Source organism: Amycolatopsis sp. 195334CR (assembly GCF_017309385.1).
GTDB lineage: Bacteria > Actinomycetota > Actinomycetes > Mycobacteriales > Pseudonocardiaceae > Amycolatopsis.
This window is the reverse complement of record NZ_JAFJMJ010000001.1, coordinates 1,620,122-1,641,469: the sequence shown is the minus strand read 5'-3', so window position 1 is coordinate 1,641,469 and position 21,348 is coordinate 1,620,122. Positions and strand designations below refer to the sequence as shown.

19 protein-coding genes are annotated in these 21,348 nt (G+C 70.6%); 6 read left to right on the top strand and 13 right to left on the bottom strand.

Annotation, left to right across the window (positions count from 1 at the left end; translation table 11 throughout):
* Window positions 1-17: 17 nt before the first annotated feature.
* Window positions 18-1,553 (bottom strand): glycerol-3-phosphate dehydrogenase/oxidase, encoded by a 1,536-nt coding sequence (locus tag JYK18_RS07955; protein ID WP_206801485.1) that lies wholly within the window; start codon window positions 1,551-1,553, stop codon window positions 18-20.
* Window positions 1,550-2,194, bottom strand: coding sequence for a TetR/AcrR family transcriptional regulator (locus JYK18_RS07950; protein WP_206801484.1), 645 nt, complete (start codon window positions 2,192-2,194; stop codon window positions 1,550-1,552). The genes JYK18_RS07955 and JYK18_RS07950 overlap by 4 nt, the downstream gene beginning before the upstream one ends.
* A 16-nt stretch (window positions 2,195-2,210) precedes the next feature.
* Here JYK18_RS07950 and JYK18_RS07945 point away from each other — a divergent pair, with 16 nt between their 5' ends.
* Entirely contained in the window at window positions 2,211-3,836 is a 1,626-nt protein-coding gene (locus JYK18_RS07945) for an FAD-binding oxidoreductase (RefSeq protein WP_206801483.1), read from the top strand.
* 42 nt (window positions 3,837-3,878) lie between these two features.
* Here the strand turns inward: JYK18_RS07945 and JYK18_RS07940 are convergent, their stop codons facing one another.
* The 7 genes from JYK18_RS07940 to JYK18_RS07910 form a co-directional block, all read right to left on the bottom strand.
* Window positions 3,879-4,925: a PRC and DUF2382 domain-containing protein gene (locus JYK18_RS07940; RefSeq protein WP_206801482.1), complete on the bottom strand. Its 1,047-nt coding sequence runs from the start codon at window positions 4,923-4,925 to the stop codon at window positions 3,879-3,881.
* A gap of 162 nt (window positions 4,926-5,087) precedes the next feature.
* On the bottom strand, window positions 5,088-5,633 hold the full coding sequence (locus JYK18_RS07935; protein ID WP_307795817.1) for a gamma-glutamylcyclotransferase: 546 nt from the start codon (window positions 5,631-5,633) through the stop codon (window positions 5,088-5,090).
* Between the two features lie 68 nt (window positions 5,634-5,701).
* Complete coding sequence (locus JYK18_RS07930; protein WP_206801481.1) at window positions 5,702-6,796, bottom strand: S-(hydroxymethyl)mycothiol dehydrogenase; 1,095 nt, start codon at window positions 6,794-6,796, stop codon at window positions 5,702-5,704.
* 76 nt (window positions 6,797-6,872) lie between these two features.
* Window positions 6,873-8,126: a peptidase C39 family protein gene (locus JYK18_RS07925; protein WP_206801480.1), complete on the bottom strand. Its 1,254-nt coding sequence runs from the start codon at window positions 8,124-8,126 to the stop codon at window positions 6,873-6,875.
* Window positions 8,127-8,218: 92 nt separating this feature from the next.
* Entirely contained in the window at window positions 8,219-8,611 is a 393-nt protein-coding gene (locus JYK18_RS07920; protein WP_374195046.1) for a PaaI family thioesterase, read from the bottom strand.
* 27 nt (window positions 8,612-8,638) lie between these two features.
* Window positions 8,639-10,372 carry a TIGR03767 family metallophosphoesterase gene (locus JYK18_RS07915; RefSeq protein WP_206801479.1) on the bottom strand — a complete coding sequence of 578 codons (1,734 nt, stop codon included), beginning with the start codon at window positions 10,370-10,372 and terminating at the stop codon, window positions 8,639-8,641.
* Between the two features lie 133 nt (window positions 10,373-10,505).
* Window positions 10,506-12,134: a long-chain fatty acid--CoA ligase gene (locus JYK18_RS07910; protein WP_206801478.1), complete on the bottom strand. Its 1,629-nt coding sequence runs from the start codon at window positions 12,132-12,134 to the stop codon at window positions 10,506-10,508.
* 510 nt (window positions 12,135-12,644) lie between these two features.
* Between JYK18_RS07910 and mihF the strand changes: the two genes are divergently transcribed.
* Both mihF and JYK18_RS07900 read left to right on the top strand, forming a co-directional pair.
* Complete coding sequence (mihF, locus tag JYK18_RS07905) at window positions 12,645-12,956, top strand: integration host factor, actinobacterial type (protein ID WP_113694660.1); 312 nt, start codon at window positions 12,645-12,647, stop codon at window positions 12,954-12,956.
* A gap of 172 nt (window positions 12,957-13,128) precedes the next feature.
* On the top strand, window positions 13,129-14,289 hold the full coding sequence (locus tag JYK18_RS07900) for an isochorismate synthase MenF (RefSeq protein ID WP_206801477.1): 1,161 nt from the start codon (window positions 13,129-13,131) through the stop codon (window positions 14,287-14,289).
* Window positions 14,290-14,301: 12 nt separating this feature from the next.
* Here the strand turns inward: JYK18_RS07900 and JYK18_RS47960 are convergent, their stop codons facing one another.
* Complete coding sequence (locus tag JYK18_RS47960; RefSeq protein ID WP_206801476.1) at window positions 14,302-15,198, bottom strand: TetR/AcrR family transcriptional regulator C-terminal domain-containing protein; 897 nt, start codon at window positions 15,196-15,198, stop codon at window positions 14,302-14,304.
* A gap of 113 nt (window positions 15,199-15,311) precedes the next feature.
* On the opposite strand from JYK18_RS47960, the gene JYK18_RS07890 reads away from it, so the two are divergent.
* On the top strand, window positions 15,312-16,418 hold the full coding sequence (locus JYK18_RS07890; protein ID WP_206801475.1) for a C45 family peptidase: 1,107 nt from the start codon (window positions 15,312-15,314) through the stop codon (window positions 16,416-16,418).
* 1 nt (window position 16,419) lies between these two features.
* Here JYK18_RS07890 and JYK18_RS07885 read toward each other — a convergent pair whose 3' ends face one another.
* From JYK18_RS07885 to JYK18_RS07875, 3 genes are all read right to left on the bottom strand, one after another.
* Complete coding sequence (locus JYK18_RS07885) at window positions 16,420-16,845, bottom strand: peptidoglycan-binding protein (RefSeq protein WP_206801474.1); 426 nt, start codon at window positions 16,843-16,845, stop codon at window positions 16,420-16,422.
* An 83-nt stretch (window positions 16,846-16,928) separates the two neighbouring features.
* Complete coding sequence (locus JYK18_RS07880; protein WP_206801473.1) at window positions 16,929-17,615, bottom strand: 4'-phosphopantetheinyl transferase superfamily protein; 687 nt, start codon at window positions 17,613-17,615, stop codon at window positions 16,929-16,931.
* The gene (locus tag JYK18_RS07875; protein ID WP_206801472.1) at window positions 17,612-18,964 is read right to left on the bottom strand and encodes a cation:dicarboxylate symporter family transporter; all 1,353 of its coding nucleotides are present in this window, start codon (window positions 18,962-18,964) and stop codon (window positions 17,612-17,614) included. Before JYK18_RS07875 ends, JYK18_RS07880 begins: the two co-directional genes overlap by 4 nt.
* 128 nt (window positions 18,965-19,092) lie before the next feature.
* Between JYK18_RS07875 and JYK18_RS07870 the strand changes: the two genes are divergently transcribed.
* Window positions 19,093-20,262, top strand: coding sequence for an acyl-CoA dehydrogenase family protein (locus JYK18_RS07870; protein ID WP_206801471.1), 1,170 nt, complete (start codon window positions 19,093-19,095; stop codon window positions 20,260-20,262).
* Complete coding sequence (locus JYK18_RS07865) at window positions 20,259-21,347, top strand: zinc-binding dehydrogenase (RefSeq protein ID WP_206801470.1); 1,089 nt, start codon at window positions 20,259-20,261, stop codon at window positions 21,345-21,347. The genes JYK18_RS07870 and JYK18_RS07865 overlap by 4 nt, the downstream gene beginning before the upstream one ends.
* Window position 21,348 lies beyond the last annotated feature (1 nt).

Genomic DNA, 21,348 nt, shown 5'->3' with positions numbered 1-21,348 from the left:
GGGCCCTCGGCAGGAGGTCAGGTGGGGGTGGGCAGGCCCCGCAGGGAGCGGGTGACCAGGTCGGCGACGTGCTCCCTCGCAGCCTCGGCATCCGCCGGGACCAGGCTCAGGCGCGTCCGCCGCTCCAGGACGTCCGAGACGTCCAGTGCGCCTTCGTGCCGGATCGCCCAGACGACCTCCGCGCCGGTGATCTCGCTGCCGGGTGCGACCGGGGCGGCCAGCGCCGGGTCGAGTTCGCCGATGGCCGCGATGCGCGGGGCTTCCGTGCCGTACTTCAGGATCAGCCGCCGCGGGGCGTCCACAGTAGACAAACGCGACCGCGGCGCCGCGCCGATCAGGGGGAGCTCGTGCGTGGTGGACGGGCCCGCGGGCAACCCCGCCGCGTCGACCGCGTCGGCGGCCATGCGGCGGTACGTGGTCAGCTTGCCGCCGACCACGGTGAGCACGCCGTCCGGTGAGCGCAGCACGGCGTGCTTGCGGGACAGGTCCGCGCTCCGCCCACCGGCCGAGATCAGCGGGCGCAGGCCGGCGAACCGCCCGATCACGTCGGCGGTGGTCAGCCGTCGCGCCAGTGCTGACGAGGCGACCTCCAGCAGGAAGTCCACATCGGACTCGGGAACGGTGGGCACCTCGGGGATCGGGCCGTCGACCGGTTCGTCAGTCAGTCCCAAGTAGACGTTGCCGTCCGGTTGGGGCAGCAGGAAGACGAACCGGTTGGTCTCCCCGGGCACCCCGATCATCACCGAGCTGACGCTGGTGCCCGCCGCCTCGCCGCGCAGGATCAGGTGCGAGCCGCGCGACGGGCGCAACCGCACCGAATCGACCAGCGAACCCGCCCACACCCCGGTCGCGTTGATCACCTGCCGCGCCTGGACCTCCAGCGCCTGCCCGGTCAGCTCGTCCGTCGCCCGGACCCGATCGGCCAGCACCTGGTGCGCCCGCACTCTGGTCAGGATCCGCGCGCCGTACGACGCGGCGGTGCGCGCCAGCGCCACCACCAGCCGCGCGTCGTCGGTGAGCGCGCCGTCGAACGACAGCAGCGCGCCACGCAGGCCGTTGCGCCGCAGCCCCGGGGTCAGCGCGAGCGCTTCGTGCCGGGTGATCGTGCGCGGGCGCGGCAGCACGCGTCCCGGCGTGCGGGTGATCCGGCGGAGCACGTCCCCGGCCTGCAACCCGGCCGCGATCACCCCCTGCTGGGCCCGCGAAGTCGTGGTGTGCAACGGGAAGAGCTGCGGCAGCGTCCGCGTCAGGTGGGGCGCGGTGACGGTCATCATGATGCCGCGTTCGACCGCGCTCTCGTGTGCCAGCGCGAAATCGCCCTTGGCGAGGTACCGCAGTCCACCGTGGACCAGCTTGCTCGACCAGCGCGAGGTGCCGTGGGCCAGGTCGTTCGCTTCGAGCAGGACCACCGACAGCCCGCGCGCGGCGGCGTCCAGCGCGATGCCCGCGCCGGTCACCCCGCCGCCGATCACCGCGAGGTCGACCCGCTCGCCACCGGCCACCCGCGCCAGCTCGGCTTCGCGCCGCGCGGCGTTGAGGGAAGCCGAGTTCATGGGCGAAGCGCCGCGTCGAGCAGGTGCCGGAACTCGCCGAGCAACGCGTCCTCGTCCACATCGGCCGTCGCGGGCCGCAGCGAAAGCACGAAGGACTGGACCACCAGCAGCACCGTGCGCACCTGGGCGTCGGTTTCCCCGCGGCGGATGGTGCCGTCGGACCAGCCCGCCGCGAGCAGGGCGGTGATCACCTGCTCGGCCAGCCGCTGCGTGCCGCCGAGGCGTTCGACGATGTAGGGCAGCATCAGTTCGGCGTCGACGTCGAGCACCGTGCGCATGAGCGGGTCGGCGGCCAGCGCGCGCACGGCCTCGACCGCGCTTTCGACCAGTCTGCCGCGCGCGGTCTCCGCCGTGGCGCCACGCGCGCTCGCGCCCTGCAGCAGGGCGCCGAACTCGCGGGTCATCAGCGCGGTCAGCACGCTGCGGACGTCGGGGAACCGCCGGTACAGCGTCATCCGGCTGACCTTGGCGGTGCGGGCGATCTCGGCGAGCGTGGTGCGGCGCACACCGGCGGCGAGCACGCACTCACGCGCGGCGTCGAGCAGCACGTCATCGGAAACGCGGGTGGCGGCCTGCCGGTTGCGGGTGTCGGCGAGTGCCGAAGCGCCGCGAGCTGCGGTTATGTTACGTTCGACAGGCATATGTCACACTATACCGGTGAGTGAACTAGTTGACCACCGCCTGCGGGGTGCGTGGACGCCCGAAGGCTCGGACGCGGCACACCTCCCGGCGAAGGCGATGCGCTGGCTCACCGAGCGTATCGGGAATCCGGGTGCTCCCGCACCGGTCGTTCCGGCCTCCGGACTGTCCGTCCCAGAATCTTCGCTGGCAGCGGCGGCGCGGGCAGCGCTGAGCGAGGTGGTCGGCTCGGCGCACGTGCAAACGGAGCGTGCGGAGCGGCTGGGCCGTTCGGGCGGGTTGTCCTATCTGGACCTGCTGCACCGGCGCCACCCCGGCGAGTTGCCGGTGCCGGACGCGGTGGTGCTGCCCGCGGACCCGGACGAGGTGCAGCGCGTGCTCGACGTGTGCGTGCGGTTCGACGTCGCGGTGGTGCCCTTCGGCGGTGGCACCTCGGTGGTCGGGGGCGTGCGAGCGGTGCGCGGGGACAAGGCCGCGGTGATCGTGCTCGACCTGGTGCGGTTGGACCGGCTGGTCTCGGTCGACCCGGTGTCCCGGATCGCCGTGCTGCAGGCCGGGGTGCGCGGACCGCAGGCCGAGGAACTGCTGGCCGAGCACGGTTTCACCCTCGGCCACATCCCGCAGTCCCACGAGCGCGCCACCATCGGCGGGTTCGCCGCGACGCGCTCCGCCGGGCAGGCGTCGAGCGGGTACGGGCGGTTCGAGGACATGGTCACCGGCGTGCGGCTGGCCACGCCGAGCGGGCAGTGGCGCCTCGGCGTCGCCCCGGCTTCGGCGGCCGGGCCGGACCTGCGGCAGCTCGCCGTGGGCAGCGAGGGCGCGCTCGGGGTGCTGACCGAGGTCGGGGTCCGGGTCCGGCCGGTGCCGGAGGTCCGCCGGTACGAGGGCTTCGTGCTGGACGGCTGGGAGACGGCCTCCGCGCTGGTGCGGCGGCTGGCGCAGGCGGGTGCGCTGGCGGACGTGACGAGGTTGTCCGATGAGGACGAGACCGAGGTTTCGCTGTCGCTGAGCGGCGGCTGGAAGACCGCGCTGGTGAAGCGCTACCTGAAGGCACGCGGGATCACCGCGCCCTGCCTGCTGATCCTCGGCTGGGAAGCGCAGTCCACCAGGGAGATCGCTCTGCGGCGCGGGGAGACCGTGCGGATGGTGCGGGCCGCGGGCGGGCGTTCGCTCGGCCGGACCGCGGGGGAGTCGTGGCGCAAGGGGCGGTTCAACGGGCCGCGCCAGCGGGACGCGCTGCTCGACCTCGGCGTGTGCGTGGAGACGCTGGAAACCGCCGCGCACTGGTCCTCATTGGACGAACTGCGGGACGCGGTGCGGTCGGCGCTGCGTAAGGCGTTCGATTCCTCGGTGGTGATGTGCCACATTTCGCACGCCTACGAAACGGGCGCGTCGCTGTATTTCACCCTGCTCGCCGCGCGGTCCGACGAGGACCCGGAAGGACAATGGCAACGGGCGAAGAATGCGGCCTGTGAGGCGATCGCCGGCTTGGGCACGATCTCGCACCACCACGCCGTCGGCATGGACCACGCGCCCTATCTCGGCACCGAAATCGGGGAGATCGGGCTTTCCGTGCTCGCCGCGGCGAAATCCGCGGTGGACCCGACCGGCATCATGAATCCGGGCAAGCTGCTGCCGCGGTGAACGGCCGTGGGTGCCCGGGGCACGGGCACCCACGACCTGGCTTCAGCGGTTCTTCCGGTGCTTGGTGTCGTCGTCGATCTCGATCTGCTCCTTGCGGAGTTCACCGGAGACGGTTTCGGTCTCGGTCACCCTCTCGGTGCCGAGGCGCACCCGCTCCACCGGCACGGCTTCCTTGCGCACCACGGGTTTCTCGGCGTGCAGCACCACGTCCTGCTCGGCCTCGCCGATCTTGGCGCCGCCCGGCTCGCCGTCGGTGATCGGCTCGCGCTCGATCCGCACCTCCTCGTGGCTCACCGGCACGGAGACCTGCTGCTCCTCGGTGACCACGTACTTGCGCAGGCGCACGTGCCCGGTCTCGACCTCTTCGGTGCCGACGTTGAACCGCTCCTCGGACCGGATCATCTCCTCGCCGCCGCGGTGCTTGGCCTCGCGCTGCTCGTGCTTGCCACCGGCTGCGCCCTGCTTGCCGGCCATCCCGGCCTGGCCGCCCTCGGCCACGCCAGGCTTGCCGGACCGGCCCGCGTCACCGGCCATGCCGGCCTTATCGGATCGGCCCGCGTCACCGGCCATGCCGGCCTTATCGGATCGGCCCGCGTCACCGGCCATCTTGGACCGGTCGCCGGTCATCGCCGAGCGGTCGTGCTCGTCGGCCATGCGCTTGTCGGACGTGCCGCGCTTGCCCGCCGCCATGCCCGCGGTGCCCGCCACGCCGCCCATCGCGGCCTGCTCACCGCGCTGCTGCCGGTCGGCGTGGTCCTGGTTCGCGCGGTCGCGCTGCATCGGCAGGCCGTAGTAGCGGTACAGCTCACCACTGTCCTCGGGGGACAGGTGCCCGTCCGCGTCGATCTGCGGCGCGTCGGTCACCTGTTCCTTGTCCACCTGCACGTGGAGGCCGTCGTTCGCCAGGTCCGCGCCGCTGAGCGGGACGAAGCTCTCGCGGTGGCCGAACAGCCCGGTTTTCACCGTCACCCACTCCGGCTGGTGCGTGTCATCCGAGAGGTAGACCGTGCCCACCTTGCCGATTTTGGTTCCGGCCGGGTCGACCACGGGCGAGTCGATCAGGTCCTGCGGGCGCATCGTGCCGGTCATGGCAACCGCTTCCTTTCATGCCAAGGGAATGTCAACGGGTCTGCCAAACACGATCATCCCGCCGCGAAACGGCTGCAACCGGCGAACACAAAGGAGTGAATGAGCTGAACTGAATCACAACTGTGCGATTCACAAGATGGGGTCGAAAGAAGAATTCGATGTTTATCCGGTGTCGATGACCGTCACCGAAAGGCCGTGCGTGGTCGCCGTCTCGCCGGTGAGCACCCCGGCCTGCGCCTGTGCCATTTCGGCGGTCCGCACCGGTTTCCCGTCGACCAGCAGCGGCAGCCGGATCGGCGACGCCGCCACGTAGGCGAGCACGTCCGGCAGGGACGCTCCGTTCGCGAGGGTTACTTCGCCCGTGTGTACCCGCGCGAGGTGATACCGGTGCCCGCGTCCTTCGCAGACATCGAGCACGCGCAGCTGCTCCGGCGTGGCCAGCCAGACGGCGTGCTCCTCGACCACGCCCGGCATCGCGGCCAGGGTGGCCGGGCGCTGGTCGTCGACCACCCGGCGACCGGAGGCCCACACCGCGGCGAGCCCGGTGCACTTCGCCTGCAGCACGGTCACCGCGCCGGTGAGCCCCAGCGCCCGCCGCAACCAGGTGATCTTCGACGGGCAGGCGTTCGACCCGTAGGCCAGCACCGGGATGCGACCGTCCAGGTCGGGCGGGTCGGGCAGCTCGTACCCGGCGCCGTCGACGTGCACGAAGGAGCACCCCGGCCGGGCCCCGGGATAGGGCTCGGCGGGGTACTCCGCGTCGTCGAACAGCTTCCTCAGAAGGTCACCACGCTGCGCAGCACGTCCCCGGAGTGCATCCGCGCGAACGCCTGCTCCACGCCGTCGAGCGGGATCTTCTCGGTGACGAACTTGTCCAGCGGCAGCCTGCCCTGGAGATAGAGGTCCACCAGCATGGGGAAGTCCCGCGACGGCAGGCAGTCGCCGTACCAGGAGGACTTGAGCGAGCCGCCGCGCGAGAAGAAGTCGATCAGCGGCATCTCCAGCTTCATCTCCGGCGTCGGCACGCCGACCAGCACCACGGTGCCGGCCAGGTCGCGTGCGTAGAACGCCTCGCGCCAGGTCTCCGGGCGGCCGACCGCGTCGATCACCACGTCCGCGCCGAAGGTCCCGGTCAGCTCCTGGATCGCCTCGACGACCTCGTTCTCGCTCTTGCCTGCGGCGTTGAACGTGTGCGTCGCGCCGAAGTCCTTGGCCCAGGTCAGCTTGCGCTCGTCGGTGTCCACCGCGATGATCCGGTCCGCGCCGGCCAGCCGGGACCCGGCCACCGCCGCCGCGCCGACCCCGCCGCAGCCGATCACCGCGACCGAGTCACCGCGGCCCACCGCGCCGGTGTTGATCGCCGCGCCGATCCCGGCCATCACCCCGCAGCCGAGCAGCCCGGCCACCGCGGGCTCGGCCTCCCGGCTGACCTTCGTGCACTGTCCACTGTGGACGAGCGTCTTCTCCAGGAAGGCGCCGATGCCCAGTGCCGGGCTCAGCTCGGTGCCGTCGGCCAGCGTCATCGGCTGACCGGCGTTGAAGGTGGAGAAGCAGTACCACGGCCGTCCGCGCTTGCAGGCGCGGCAGGTGCCGCAGACCGCGCGCCAGTTCAGGATGACGAAGTCGCCCGGCTCCAGGTCGGTGACGCCGGCGCCGACCTGCTCGACCACGCCGGCAGCCTCGTGGCCCAGCAGGAACGGGAATTCGTCGTTGATCCCGCCCTCGCGGTAGTGCAGGTCGGTGTGGCAGACCCCGCAGGCCTGCACCGAGACCACCGCCTCGCCCGGTCCCGGGTCGGGCACCAGCACGGTCTCCAGCGAGACCGGCGCGCCCTTCTCCCGCGAGACCACGCCCTGGACTTCGTACGGCATGCGCGACCACCTTCCGCGTCGGGTCAGTCACCCGCACTCTGCCACGCGGAATGCTCGTATCGCGACAGCTGAATGATTACGGCGTGATCAGGTAGACGACCCCGCCCGGCCCGGAAGCGACGTTGCCCGACGCGGTGTACCGCTTGGTGCGCTGCCAGATCTTCTCGAACTGGTCGCGCTGGTAGACGTTGCGCACGGTGTCGTTGCTGTTGGTCGCCGGGTCGTTCACGATCACGTCACCCTCGTCGGTGAAGCCGACCACCACGAAGATGTGGCCCGCCGTGCCGTAACCGGCCCCGTCCAGTTCCTCGGCCAGGAACGACTGCGAGGTGATCACCGGGATGCCCTTGGCGATGTAGGTCTCCAGCTCGTTAAGCGAGTGCAGCCGGGTGATGTGCCCCTTGAGCCCGAGGGACGCGGCGTACGCGGTGTTGAACGGCCAGTTCCCGGTGCCCTCGTACGAGTAGTCGTAGGTGTAGCGGGCGCCGTGGGCCACGGTCGGGTCGACGTAGTCCGCGGGCAGCCACGACATGTCCTCGGCGCTGGGCCTGCGGCCCCAGAACTCGGTGACCATCGCGGTCGAGGTCGGGCTGCACCAGCTCTGCCCGCCGCCGCCGAACTCGGGGTACTTGCCCTTGTGGAGGTTCTGCGCGTGCCGCGGCACGTCCAGTTCGATGCCGGTGGCCACGCCGGGTTCGGTCTTGGCCACCTCGAACCGCGCGGGCACGTTCGACGTCATCGCGCCGAGCGAGCTGACCTGCGGGGTGGCCGCGCTGCCCGCCTCCCGGTAGAGCGTGGCCCGCAGCTGGTACGAGCTGAGCGTGACGCCGTCGTTGGTGACCAGGGTGTCCACGCTGACCGAGGCGTGGGCGTCGGACTGGCCGTCGACGGTGGTGCGGTGGATGTCCTGGTCGCCGGAGGCCCACTGGCCGAGGATGTACCAGGCGGTGCTCTCGCCGGTGGTCGTGGTGCCCTTGGCCTCGATCTGGAGCCAGGTCTTGGCCGGGGTGAGCGCGTTCCACGAGGCGATCAGCTCGGTGGCGTCGAAGCCGTGCCGGTAGTCCGGCGAGGTCCAGCGGCCGTACTCGTAGGTGCGGGTGGTGCCGAGGGCGGGCTCGGTGCGCTCGATGGTGCCGATCGGCCGGGTCAGCCGGAGCCCGTCGTGGCCGATCGACACGCCCTCCAGGTGGCCGGCGCGGAAGTCCCTGGTGGAGGCCCATTGGTGGTAGTCGATCGCCTCATCGTGCACCGGCGGCGCCGCATTCGCCGGGGCGGCGGTCGCGGCCAGCAACCCCACCGAGAGCAACGACAGCAACAGACGTCCACGCATGCTTTCTCTCCACCCTCCAGTACCGGACTCCCCGGGTGTCAGAGATTTTTACCTTCCGGCAGGGCGCTGTAAACCGCTGGCAGGCGGCAGGTTCATAACACCGCCTGCGTCTGCGTGACCTTGGCGATCAGCTTCTCGGCGGCGTCACGGAGCTCGGTCTCCACGACGATCACGCGACGCCCAGCGTGCAACGCCTGCGACGACGCGGTCACGTGACCCTCGCGGACGCCGCGCAGGAAGTTCGTCTTCGACTCGATCGTGGTGGTGCCCTGCGCACCCTCGGGCAGGTTGAGGAACGCGCAGACGGCGCCGGTGGTGTCGGCCAGCGCCATCAGCAGGCCGCCGTGCAGTGAGCCGCCGGTGGTGGTCAGGTCCGGCGCCCAGTCGACGCGGCCGCGCACCCGGTCGGCCGAGGCCTCGGTGATGTCGATGCCGAGGCGCTCGGCGAACGGGATCAGCTTCGCGAAGTCGGTCACCCCGCTCACGCTAGCGGCGGCCACCAGGCGAGGGGGTCAAGCCAGGGGGTTGATCACCAGTAGCTCGGTATTGCGGTCCCCCGGCTGGCCGAGGCGGATCGGGTCGGTGTGGATGTCGTTGTACGACAGTTCCCGGTACAGCGACGCAAGCGCTTGCGCCGAGGTGTCGCCGTAGTCCGCGGCGTAGGGGGCATCGGCTTCGACCAGGGTGGTGAACAGCGAGAGCGTGCCGTCGCCGTTGTCGGCCACCTCGATGATCCGCGCCTGCTGCGGGAAGTCGATGTGCGACGCGGTGTTGATCTCCCAGAAGCTCTGCGCCGGGGTCTTCCCGGCGTGCGCGACGATGCCGTTGAGGTGGGTGTGCCCGTTGACCCAGGCGAGCACGTTGGGAAAGCGGTTGAGCAGCCCGACGAACGTGTCACCGTTGAGCCGCGGCTCCAGCGGGTGCCGCGAGTCGGGCAGGATGTTGCCCATCGTGTCGCTGGTGTGGTGGCTGAACAGCACGAACAACTCGTCGGTGACCTGCTGGGTGACCTTGTTGCCCCAGAAGTCGTAGTACTTCGAGCTGCCGCGCTGCAGCGTCTTCTCCACCCAGAGGTACTGGCCCAGCCCGATCGAACCGTCGGCGAGCCCGGCCAGCGTGGTGGTGTCGAGGCTGATCCCGGTGATGCCGGGCGCGATCCGGAAGGTGTAGTAGACGTTCCGGCCGTCGGCGTTGTTGCCGGTGAAACCGTGGCCCTCCGGCCCGGGACCGGTGTTCGCGGTGTCCAGGTGCGCCTGCACGAACTCGGCGGTGGAGAAGGTGCGGCGGCGCTCGTCCGGGGTGATCTCGCGGATCGTGCCGGAGCCGCCGAACAGCTGCGCGAGCGGCGCGCCGCCCTTGTCCAGCGCGGCGGCGAGCTGCTTGGCTTCGCGCTCGTCCTTGCCGATGATCTTGTACTTCCCGGTGTACCAGTGGTCGATGCCGGGCAGGTTGGCCGGCAGCGTGCCGACCGGGGTGTTGTCGTGGTTGCCGAAGGTGCACAGCCACGGGATGTCCAGCCCGGGCGACTCGAACTCCGCGATGGCCGCGTCGAGCAGGCCGGGCAGCTGCGGGAAGCCCTTCCCGGTGTACGGGTCGCCGAGCGGCTCGCCCGGGTTCCAGTACAGCGGCGCGCCGGAGTCCTGCACGCCCTCGTAGCGGTTCGCGTCACCGGTGTTGGGCGTGACCCGCCCGCCGTTGAGGATGTCCAGGAACCACTTCAGCTCGATCTGCTCGTGGTTGTCGGTGTTGTCCCCGGTGGTCATCATGAAGTCGAACTTCCGCCCGGTGAACGGCCCGCCGGGCAGGCCGTTGACCCGGCGCAGCAGCGACGCGGTGGCCGACGGGCCGAGCGCCTCCTGCGGCCGGTGCGCCGAGCCGGCGAACTGGTGCAGGTACTCGAACCGCGCCGGGCTCTGCACGTCGGTGATGTGCATGTCGGTGAACTGCACGAAGGAGGCCTTCGCGGTGCGCCGGTCGTCGCGGCCGGACTTCGCCGCGGTGATGTCCTCGCGCACCACCAGCGGCCAGCCGGGCCCCGCGGTGAGCCTGCTGTACGCCGGGCCGGGCGTGACGGGGGTGGCGACGGCTTCGAGCGTGGTGCCGGCCGTGCTCACCGCCCGTGCGGCGCTGTAGCCCATCGCCCGGTCGATGGCCGAGGCCATCGGGGTGCTCAGCAGCAGCCCGGCGCCGGTGGCCCCGGCCGCGGTGACGAAGCCACGCCTGCTCAAGCCGGTCGATCCGGTCATGCGGTCACTCCCCAGTTCATCCGGTGGTCACGTGCACGCTGGCGCACGACGTTAACCACCGGATGAACCCCGGGGAAGCCAAACACGAATATTTGTCACGTTTGGCGCAGTACCTTCGTCGGACGGAGTACCGCTACAACTGCGAGATGTCCAGCCTGCCCTCGGTGTGGAAGGCCCGCAGCCGCTTCTTGTCGAACTTGCCGACGCTGGTCTTGGGCACCTCCTCGATGAAGGTCCAGTTCTCCGGCAGCTGCCACTTGGCCACCTTGTCGGCGAGGAACTCGCGCAGCTCCTCGGCGGTGGCGGTCTGCCCCTCGCGCAGCACCACGGCGACCAGCGGGCGCTCGTCCCACTTCTCGTCCGGCACGCCGATCACCGCGGCCTCGGCCACCGCCGGGTGCGACATCACCGAGTTCTCCAGGTCCACCGAGGAGATCCACTCGCCGCCGGACTTGATCACGTCCTTGGCGCGGTCGGTCAGGGTGAGGAAGCCGTCCGGGGTGATCCGGCCGACGTCACCGGTGCGCAGCCAGCCGTCGTGGAACTTCTCCGGGTCCACGTCGGCGCCGCCGTGGTAGGCCGCGGCGATCCACGGGCCCGCCACCTCCAGCTCGCCGACCGCCTCGTCGTTCCACGGCAGCTCGTCGCCGTTGTCGCCGATCAGCCGCGCCTGCACCGACGCGGGAAACCGGCCCTGCGTGTAGCGGTAGCGCCAGCGCTCGTCGCCGGTGGCCGACTCCGGCGGGCGCGCCACGCTGCCCAGCGGTGAGGTCTCGGTCATGCCCCAGGCGTGCAGGATCGGCACGCCGTAGCGCTCCTCGAAGGCGTGCATCAGCGACGGCGGCGCGGCCGAACCGCCGACCACCACCTCGCGCAGGTGCGAGATGTCCTGCGGCTTGTTGTCCAGGTACTGCAGCAGGCCCTGCCAGATGGTCGGCACGGCGGCGGCGAAGGTGGGCTTCTCGGCGGCCAGCAGCTGCGCGATCGGCTCCGGCTGGAGGAAGCGGTCCGGCATCACCAGCGTGGTGCCGACCATCAGCGAGGCGTAGGGCAGGCCCCAGGACATGGCGTGGAACATCGGCACGATGGCCAGCGCGGAGTCGGACTGGGACAGGCGCATCGAGTCGGACATGCACACCTGCATGGAGTGCAGCCAGATCGAGCGGTGGGAGTAGACCACGCCCTTCGGGTCACCGGTGGTGCCCGAGGTGTAGCACATCGCGGCGGCCGAGCGCTCGTCGACTTCCGGCCAGTCGAACTCACCGGGCTGCGCGGCGAGCAGCTCGTCGTACGAGTGGACCTGGACACCTTCGGGTGCTTCGAGCGTCGAAGCGTCGCCGTTGGCCACGATGACGTGCCGCACGGTCGTCAGCTGCGGCAGCTGCTTGGCGAACAGCGGCACCAGCGTGCCGTCCACGATCACCACGTGGTCCTCGGCGTGGTTGGCGACGAAGACCAGCTGCTCGGGGAACAGGCGGATGTTGAGCGTGTGCAGCACCGCGCCCATCGCGGGCACGGCGAGGTAGGCGGCCAGGTGCTCGGCGTTGTTCCACATGAAGGTGGCCACCCGCTGATCGCCGGTGACGCCGAGGCCACGGAGCGCGTTCGCCAGCTTGGCGGCGTGCACGCCGAGTTCCCCGTAGCTCTCGCGGCGGGATTCTGTACCGGTCCAGGTGAGGACTTCGCTCTTGGCGTGCACCGTGGTGCCGTGGCGCAGCAATTTGCCGAGCGAAAGTTGCCCGTCCTGCATCGTGCTCAACATCGATGTCTCCCGATCGGTGCTCCGGCGGACCAAACTGGGGCCGACTCTAAACCGGCGACGGCCGATCGGGCAGGGTTCGCGGGCCGTTCGGCACCGGGTGTGTCCGAGTTGTGAGCGGTCCTTCGGAAGAGTGATCGAAGCCCCGGTGCTCCGTGCGCGTACTTGTCCGCGGAATTACCGGCATTTCTTTGCTGCCAACAAAACCGACTGTTCCGAATAGTCCGTTACCGGTTCACCCGAAGATCACCCGGCGGATGGTCGAGGCGGGTAAATCGCTCCCAACCGGACAGTGCGCGGGGGTGTTTCCGCAGGCCGGGGCCGGGGGATGTGGGGTTGCCCGTACGGGCAGAGACGGGTACTAAGTGCGTGTCGGTTGCACAAGGGTGGGCCTCGTGGCGTTTACTGGGCCGGTGGTACGAGGTGGCCTGGCCAGCGCATGGCTAAAGCTTGCGTCGAGACTTTCGGCCACCGCCGCGACAGCGGACACCTGAGAAGGAAAGGACTAATACGTTGGCTCTGCCTACGTTGACGCCGGAGCAGCGTGCCGAAGCCCTCGCCAAGGCGGCCGAGGCTCGTAAGGCCCGCTCCGAGCTGCTTGCTTCGATCAAGTCCGGCAAGGAGAGCATCGACAAGGTGCTGCTCCGGGCCAAGGAGGACAAGACCATTGGCAAGACCAAGGTCACACAGCTGCTGAAGGCCGTTCCCGGCCTCGGCGCGGTGAAGGTCGCGGCCCTGCTGGAGCAGGCCAAGATCCCGGAGGACCGGCGCGCCGCCGGGCTGGGTGATGTCCAGCGCCAGGCGCTGATCGACGCGCTGAAGTAGTTCTCGCAGATCACAGGCGTGCGGGACCGGTGACGGGTGACCGTCACCGGTCTTCGCGCACCCACTCCGGCGGTGCTCTTGCTCACTTCCGCCCGACCGGCCACGGACAAACTCCGGCGGCAGGCGGAAACTTGAGGTGAACGCGGAGATCCCGCCGAGAGGGAGTGGGCCCATGACGGCGACGGCGCACGAAGGTGCACGGGTCGCGGATCTGCTGGACGGATACGCGGCGGGTGACTTCTTCTTCGGCACCGATCGGCACACGCTGCTGGGTTCCGGAGTGGACGGTGCACTGTCCGAAGCGGACCCGGTCCGGCTCGCCGAGGCCACCACCGCCGCGCTGGCCGACTCCGATGTCCGGCTCGCGGTCGGCATCCTCCCGTTCGACACCGGCCCCGACGCCACTTCCCCCGGGCACATCCTGTTGCCCCGCGACGTGCTGACCAGTGGGCCCGCCCACCCGGCCGCCGCATCCCTGGACCCCGTCGCCATCGGCACCCCGCGTGCCCAGCGCCCGGTGCCCGAGCCCGCCGGGCACGTGGCCGCCGTCGCTCGCGCGGTCGAGATGCTGCGCGACGAGCGGTTGCGCAAGGTGGTGCTGGCGCGGGTGCTCGACCTCGACTTCGACGAGCCGATCCGGCCCGAAGCGATCCTGCGCAACCTCGTACGGGGTAACCCGGCCGGGTTCACCTTCGCCACCCCCGTCCCGGGTGGCGCGACTTTCCTTGGTGCGACACCGGAACTGCTGCTGTCACGCCACGGCGACCGGGTGGTCTCGCACCCGCACGCCGGTTCCGCGCCGCGTTCGGCGGACCCGCGCATCGACGCGGAGAACGCGCGGCGGCTCGCGGAGTCCGGAAAGGACCGTCGCGAGCACGCGGTGGTGATCGAGGACATGGTGGAGATCCTGCGCCCGTTCTGCACGCACCTGCGCGTGGCACCGACGGAAGTCGTTGGCACACCGACGATGTGGCACCTGGGCACCACGGTCACCGGCACGCTGGCCGATCCGGGCATCACCGCGCTGCGGCTGGCCGCCGCGCTGCACCCGACGCCGGCGGTCTGCGGCACTCCGACCGAAGCCGCGCGGCGCGTGGTGGGGGAGTTGGAGCCGTTCGACCGCGGGTACTACGCGGGCGCGGTCGGCTGGGTCAACGACGAGGGCGACGGGGAATGGGCGGTCGCGATCCGGTCGGCGGAGGCCGCTGAGCGTTCACTGCGCCTGTACGCCGGCGGCGGCATCGTCGCCGACTCGGACCCGGAAGCCGAACTGGCGGAAACCACCGCGAAGTTCGAAACCGTGCTGCGGGCCATGGGCCTCGGCCACCCCTGACCGCGCGCCCCGTCAGGGGACCGTTACCTGGGTGGCGAGGCCGTCCAGGTGGCGTGCCAGCGCGTGCTCGAACAGGCCGTCCAGGTCGGCGACGACGTCGTGCGGGATGGTCGCCAGGTGCGGGAAGGCCCCGCCGCGCAGCAGTTCCGTCGCCCGGGCTTCCCGTGCCAGCCACCACAGGTCGAAGGTTTCACCGGTGTTCTGCTCCGCCTCGATTTCGGCGGCCAGGGTCAGTGCCGTGGTCATCACCAGCGACGGCAGGGTGATCGCCTCCCTGGCCCGGACCGCCGGGGACAGGCCGAGGCCGTCCAGCGCACGCAGCGTCCACTCCGTGTGCGCCATGGCGTTCGGCAGCAGCAGCGGCCGGGTGAACGAGATGACCCTCGGCAGCCACGGGTGCCGCTGCACCACCTGCCACAGCAACCGCGAGGCCAGTTCCAGCTTCGCGCGCCAGCCGTCCGGGCCGGGGTCGGGGAGCTCGTGGTCGCCGAACACCACGTCGGCCATCTCCGCCACCAGGTCGTCCTTGCCGGCCACCTGCCGGTAGAGCGACATCGGTCCGACCCCGAGTTCGGTGCCGAGCCGGCGCATGGACACCGCGTCCAGGCCCTCGGCATCGGCGATCGCGATCGCCGTGCGGACGAGGCGGGCCCGGTCGGGAGCCGCCGCGCCCTCCCGCCGCCGTCCCGCGGTCGCGCGGGCGCTGACCACCGTGCCCGAGCCGACCTTGGTCTCGAGCAGCCCGGCGTCACGCAGGACGGCCATCGCCTTGGTGGCGGTCGCGACCGCCACACCCCAGTCCGCGGCGACCCGCCGGATGGACGGCATCCGGTCACCCGCCCGCAGCTCACCGGCGGCGATGCGGGCCTGGACCGAACTGACGATCTGGCGGTAGGGCGGGTCCGTCACGACCGCGATTGTACTAGGTCACTGACCTGGATCGCTAGCACAGAGTCTGAGAGAAAGCCGTGATTATCAACGGAAAGCGGGGAGAATCAGGACACCGCGAATACGGTGTATTCATGACGGAAATCGTGGCCGGTGGATCCGGCGAATTCATGACCGTGCGGCACGCGAGGGTGTCCGGCAGCCAGGCCGAGATCGGCCGCGCCCTCGCCGAAGAAGCCCGAGCGCACCACGGCTGGCAGCCGCTGCCCGCCGATCCGACGATCAGCCGCGCCCGCCGCGCCTGGTTCGAACGCCACTGGCCGCAGCACCACGCGCGCATGGCCGGGGCCGCCGAGGTGGCCGGGGTGGCACCGGACGACGACCGGGTGCACCTCGACGCGCTGGCGGGCGTGCCCCTCGGCTCCGGCTGCTCGGCCACCTGGTCGGCCTCCGGGGTGATGGGCCGCAACTACGACTTCTTCACCGTCGGCTGGGAGGCGATGTTCGCGCTGATGTCCGGCGGCGAGGCCCCGGAGGACGAGCCGCCCGCGGCCTCCCGCCCGTACGTGGTCACCAGCGTGCCCGACGACGGACCCGCGGTGACCTTCGTGACGATGAACGAGCTGGACTGCGCGATGGACGGCATCAACGAGCACGGCCTCGCCGTGGTGCTCCTGATCGCCGACGCCGAGAACGCGGGCGCACCCGTGCCGGCCGGCCCGCAGGTCGGGCTCAGCCCGTCGCAACTGCCCCGGTTCCTGCTGGACACCTGCGAGAACGTCGAGCAGGCCAAGGCGGCGCTGCTCGGCGCCAAGCAGTACGACCTCGGCGTGCCGTTGCACTACCTGATCGCGGACCCGTCCGGCCGGGCGTTCGTCTGGGAACACGCGCACGGCGGCGTCGAGCACATCATCGAGCCGGACGGTGACGCCCTGTGCGTGACGAACCACCTGCTCCACCAGCCCGCGGACCCGTCGCGGGACGGCGAGGAGACCATGTTCACCCACGACCGCCTCGCCCGGTTGGACAAGCGCGCGAAGGCGGGCCCGCTGTCGCCGTCCCTGCTCCGCGACGCCCTCGACGAGGTGCGGTTCACCTCGGGGGTCTACCCGCTGCGGACGCTGTGGCGCACCGCGTTCGACCTGGCGGAGCGGAGCATGTCCACGCACTTCTACCTGGGTGACGCCGCGGACGGTGAACCCCGGTACAGCCCGGAGCTCACCTTCCGCGCGGTGCGGTAGCTCAGACGTCCTTGGCGCAGGCTCCGGTGAAGCCGTTCCCGTTGTACGCGGGCCAGCCGAGCGCGCCGCGGGTCACCGGGCCGTAGATGCCGTCGTCGTCGACGCCCGCCTTGTACTGGGCGTAGGCCAGCGCCTTCCTGGTGAGGTCCCCGAAGTCGCCGTCGGCACTGATGTTCGCCTTCTGGTTGCACAGCCTGAGCGCCTGCTGAAGCGCGGTCACGGCGGAGCCGGAGTCGCCGTACGCGAGCTGGCAGTTCCGGCCCGCGCCGCCGGTGTGCACGGGCTGGCGGATGTAGTTGTTGCCGATCGAGATCCTCTTGACCCCGTCGCAGGTCGTGGCCGCGGCCGAAAAGTCGGCCGAGGCGGTGGCCGGGGCGAGGCCGAAGGCGGTGGCCAGCACCGCGGCCGTGACCAGGAATCGTCGCATGATTGCTCCCTTCACTCCGGGAACAATGCTGGTCACGCCGCTTTCCCGGCGCTTTCAGGCGGGTGAAAGCGCCGGGAAGCTGGTCAGGCTGGCCAGACCGACTCGGTCACCTTGATCTCGTCGGTGGTCAGGATCGCCACGGCCGCGCGGTACCCGGTGCCCGGGTTCAGGTCGGCCATCTGCGTGCCCTCCGGCGTCAGCGCGGCGTCGCCGGAGCGCACCAGGCGGGCCGGTTCGCCGAACGGCGACAGGGTCAGCGCCTGCAGCGGGATCTTCAGCCCCCGCCCGGTCGCCTTCATCAGCGCTTCCTTGCGCGTCCAGTAGGTGAAGAACGCCTCGGCGCGCTCCTCCGGGGTCAGCCCGTTCATCGCCGCGCGCTCGTCGTCGTTGAGCGCGTATTCGATGAGCGAGTCGTCGGCGCGCCGGGTGGCCGTTTCGACGTCCAGCCCCAGCGGCGCGTCCGCGATCGCCAGCCCGATCCAGTCGCCCGAATGCGAGATGGAGAACCGGAAGTCGGCGCCGGGCACCCGCGGCGGGCCGTGCGGCTTGCCGCAGTCCTCGCAGGTGGCGTCCAGCTCGATCGAGCCGGGCGCCCGGCCCAGCCGCTCGCCGGACACGGTTTTCGCCAGCACGCGTCCGGTCAGGAAGCGCAGTTTGTCCTCGTCCTTGCGGTACGCCTGGTACCGGTCGACCTCTTCGGGGGCCAGCAGCGCCAGCCGGTCCGCGGTGGCGGGCAGCGGGGCCGCCCACCAGACCGTGCAGTCGATCACGAACTCTCCCTCTCCTTGACGGGCACTCCGTCTTTGCTGTCCCCACCATGTTCGTCGAGCAGCGTCGCTTCGTCGAACGGCTGCCGCCCGGCGAGCACCTCGTGCACCTGCTCCCGGTCGATCTGGTTGGTCCAGGTGCCGATCAGCACGGTGGCCACCGCGTTGCCGGCGAAGTTGGTCAGCGCCCGCGCCTCGGACATGAACCGGTCGATGCCGACGATGAAGCCGACCCCGTCGACCAGCTCCGGCCGGTGCGAGGAGAGCCCGCCGGCCAGTGTGGCCAGCCCGGCGCCGGTCACCCCGGCGGCACCCTTCGACGCGATGATCATGAACACCAGCAGCGAGATCTGCTCACCCAGCGAGAGCGGGGCGTTGAGCGCCTCGGCGATGAAGATCGAGGCCATGGTCAGGTAGATCGCGGTGCCGTCGAGGTTGAACGAGTAGCCCGTCGGCACGGTGATGCCGACGACCGGCTTGCTCACCCCGAGGTGCTCCATCTTCGCGATCAGCCGCGGCAGCGCCGACTCCGAGGACGAGGTGGACAGGATCAGCAGGAACTCGCGGCCGAGGTAGCGCAGCAGCGAGAACAGGTTGACCCTGGCGAACAGCCAGGTCATCAGCGCCAGCACGCCGAAGACGAACAACGCGCAGGTCAGGTAGAAGCCGATCATGATCACGGCGAGGCTGCGCAGTGCCGCCCAGCCGGTCTCGCCGACCACCGCGGCGATCGCGCCGAACGCGCCGACCGGCGCCGCCCACATGATCATCGCCAGGATGCGGAACACCAGCCGCTGGATGTGCTCGACCCCGCGCCGGATCGGCTCGCCCTTCGGCCCGAGCTTCTGCAGCGCGAACCCGGCGAGCAGCGCGACCAGCAGGGTCTGCAGCACCTCGCCCTCGGTGAACGCCGAGACCAGCGTGGTCGGGATGATGCCGACCAGGAACTCGGTGGTCGACTCGCTCTCCTTGACCTGGCTCTGCCCGGACTTGGCGATCGACTCGGTCAGGTTCAGCCCGTCACCCGGGTGCAGCAGGTTGCCCACCACCAGGCCGATGATCAGCGCCACGGTGGACATCACCAGGAAGTAGCCGATGGCCAGGCCGCCGACCTTCCCGACGCTGGCCGCCTTGGTCACCGAGCCGACGCCGAGCACGATGGTGCAGAAGATGATCGGCGAGATCATCATCTTGATCAGGTTCACGAAGGCGGTGCCGAGCGGCTTGAACTCCTTGGCCAGCTCGGGGGCGGCGAAGCCGAGCACGATCCCGAGCAGCACCGCGACGATCACCGCGATGTACAGGTAGTGCGTCCGGTCACGACGTCGCGTCGCCTGCGGTTCGGTCGCCATTGACTCTCCTTGCGCGGACCCGGTGATCAGTTTTCCGCGGAAAACCTACGGCACGACCGGGGTCCCGTACAGCCGAGTGCTACCGTCGACTAAGCAAGCGCTTAGTAATCTGCTGGGAGGCTCGCCCGATGGACTTCACCCTCAGTGTCGAAGAACGCGAAGTGCGTGACTGGGTCCGCACCTTCGTCCAGCGGGAGCTGGTCCCGCGTGAGCAGGAGGTGCTGCGGCGCGAGCGCGCCGGGCAGCCGGGCCTGACCGACGACGAACTCACCGAACTGCAACTCAAGGCCAAGGAATCCGGGTTCTGGGGGGTGCAGACCCCGGAGGACTTCGGCGGCATGGGCCTGTCCGCGGTGATGACCGCGCTGCTGGAGGCCGAGCTGGGGCGCACCTTCGTGCAGTTCCGCTTCGGCGGCGCGGCGGACAACATCCTGTTCCACGGCAACGAGGAGCAGAAGGAGCGCTACCTGCTGCCGACCATCTCCGGCGAGCGGAAGTCGTGCTTCGCGATCACCGAACCGGGTGCGGGCTCGGACGCCAAGGCCATCCGGACCTCGGCGCGCAAGGTCGGTTCCGACTGGGTGATCAACGGCGAGAAGACCTTCATCACCGGCGGCAACGAGGCCGACTTCACCATGGTCTTCGCCATCACCGACCCGGAGAAGGGCGCCGACGGCGGGGTCACCTGCTTCCTTGTCGACCGCGACATGGGCTGGCGCTCGGAGTACATCGACACGATGGGCGAATGGGGGCCGGCGGCGCTGGTCTTCGAGGACGTCCGGGTGCCGGAGAGCCAGATCCTCGGTGAGCTGGGCGGCGGGTTCAAGCTCGCCATGCAGTGGATCGGCCGCGGCCGCTACCTGCTGCCCGCCCGCGCGATCGGCTCGTGCGAACGGCTGCTCACCATGGCCATCGAGCACGCCAACACCCGCGAGACCTTCGGCGCGCCGATCGCCGAGCGGCAGGCGATCCAGTGGATGATCGCCGACTCCGGCGTCGAACTGGAGGCGCTGCGCTGGTTGGTGCTGCACGCGGCCTGGCAGGTGGACCAGGGCATGGACTCGCGGCACGCGCAGTCCATCGCGAAGCTCTACGGCGGCGTGAAGGCCAACGAGATCGTCGACCGCGTGCTGCAGATCCACGGCGGCATGGGGTACACCCGCGAACTGCCGATCGAGCGCTGGTACCGCGAACTGCGGCTGCTGCGCATCTACGAGGGCACCGACGAGATCCAGCGGCGCACCATCGCGCGCAACCTGCTCAAGGGGCACGTCAAGGTGGGCGGGGTGCTGGGGTGAGAACCAGGGCGGTGGTGGTGCGCGCGGCCGGGGAACCGGCACGCGTGGAGGAGATCACCCTGCGCGAGCCCGGCCCGGGTGAGGTGCTGGTCCGGGTGGCGGCGGCGAGCCTGTGCCATTCGGACCTGTCGGTGGCCAACGAAACGCTGGCGCACAACAAGCCCGTGGTGCTCGGGCACGAGACCTCCGGGCTGATCGCCGGCACCGGGCCGGGGGTGGACGGCTTCGCCGAGGGCGATCCGGTGCTGCTGCTGTGGAATCCGCCGTGCCGCGATTGCTGGTACTGCGCGCAGGGCGAGCCGTACCTGTGCGAGAACATCGCCCGGCACTGGTCCGGTTCACACGGGTTCGACGACGACGGCGGCAAGGTCCATCCGTGCCTCGGCGTCGGTGGTTTCGCCGAGTACACCGTGGTTCCGGCGTCCGCCTGCCGCCGCCTGCCCGCGGACATCCCGCTCGACCTGGCCGCGTTGCTCGGCTGCGCGGTGACCACCGGGGTGGGCGCGGTGCTGTCCACCGCGAACGTCCACAGTGGTCAGTCGGTGGTGGTGGTCGGCCTCGGCGGGGTCGGCTTGGCCGCCGTACAAGGCGCGCGGATCGCCGGGGCGGAGCCGATCATCGCGGTGGACCGGGTGCCGGAGAAGCTGGAAATGGCCGCCTCGATGGGCGCCACCGAAACCCTGCTCGCCGGGCCCGACGTGCGCAAGCAGGTCAAGGCGCTGACCGGCGGCCGTGGCGCGGACCACGTGTTCGACTGCGTCGGGCTGGCCGCCACGATCAAGGAGGGCTGGAAGACCGCCCGGCGCGGCGGCACGCTCACCGTGGTCGGCATCGGCGGGCGGACCGAGGTGGTCGAATTCAGCTCGCTGGAGCTGTACCACTTCGCCCGCAGCATCCTGACCTGCGTGAACGGCTCGCTGGACCCCGACCGGGAGCTGCCGTCCTACATCGAGCACGTGCGGGCGGGCCGCCTCGACCTGCCGGCGCTGGTCAGCGGGGAGATCGGCCTGGACGGCGTGCCAGCTGCCCTCGGCGCGCTGGCCGAGGGCAGGGTGGCACGCGTCCTGGTGAAGCCGGGGACCTGAA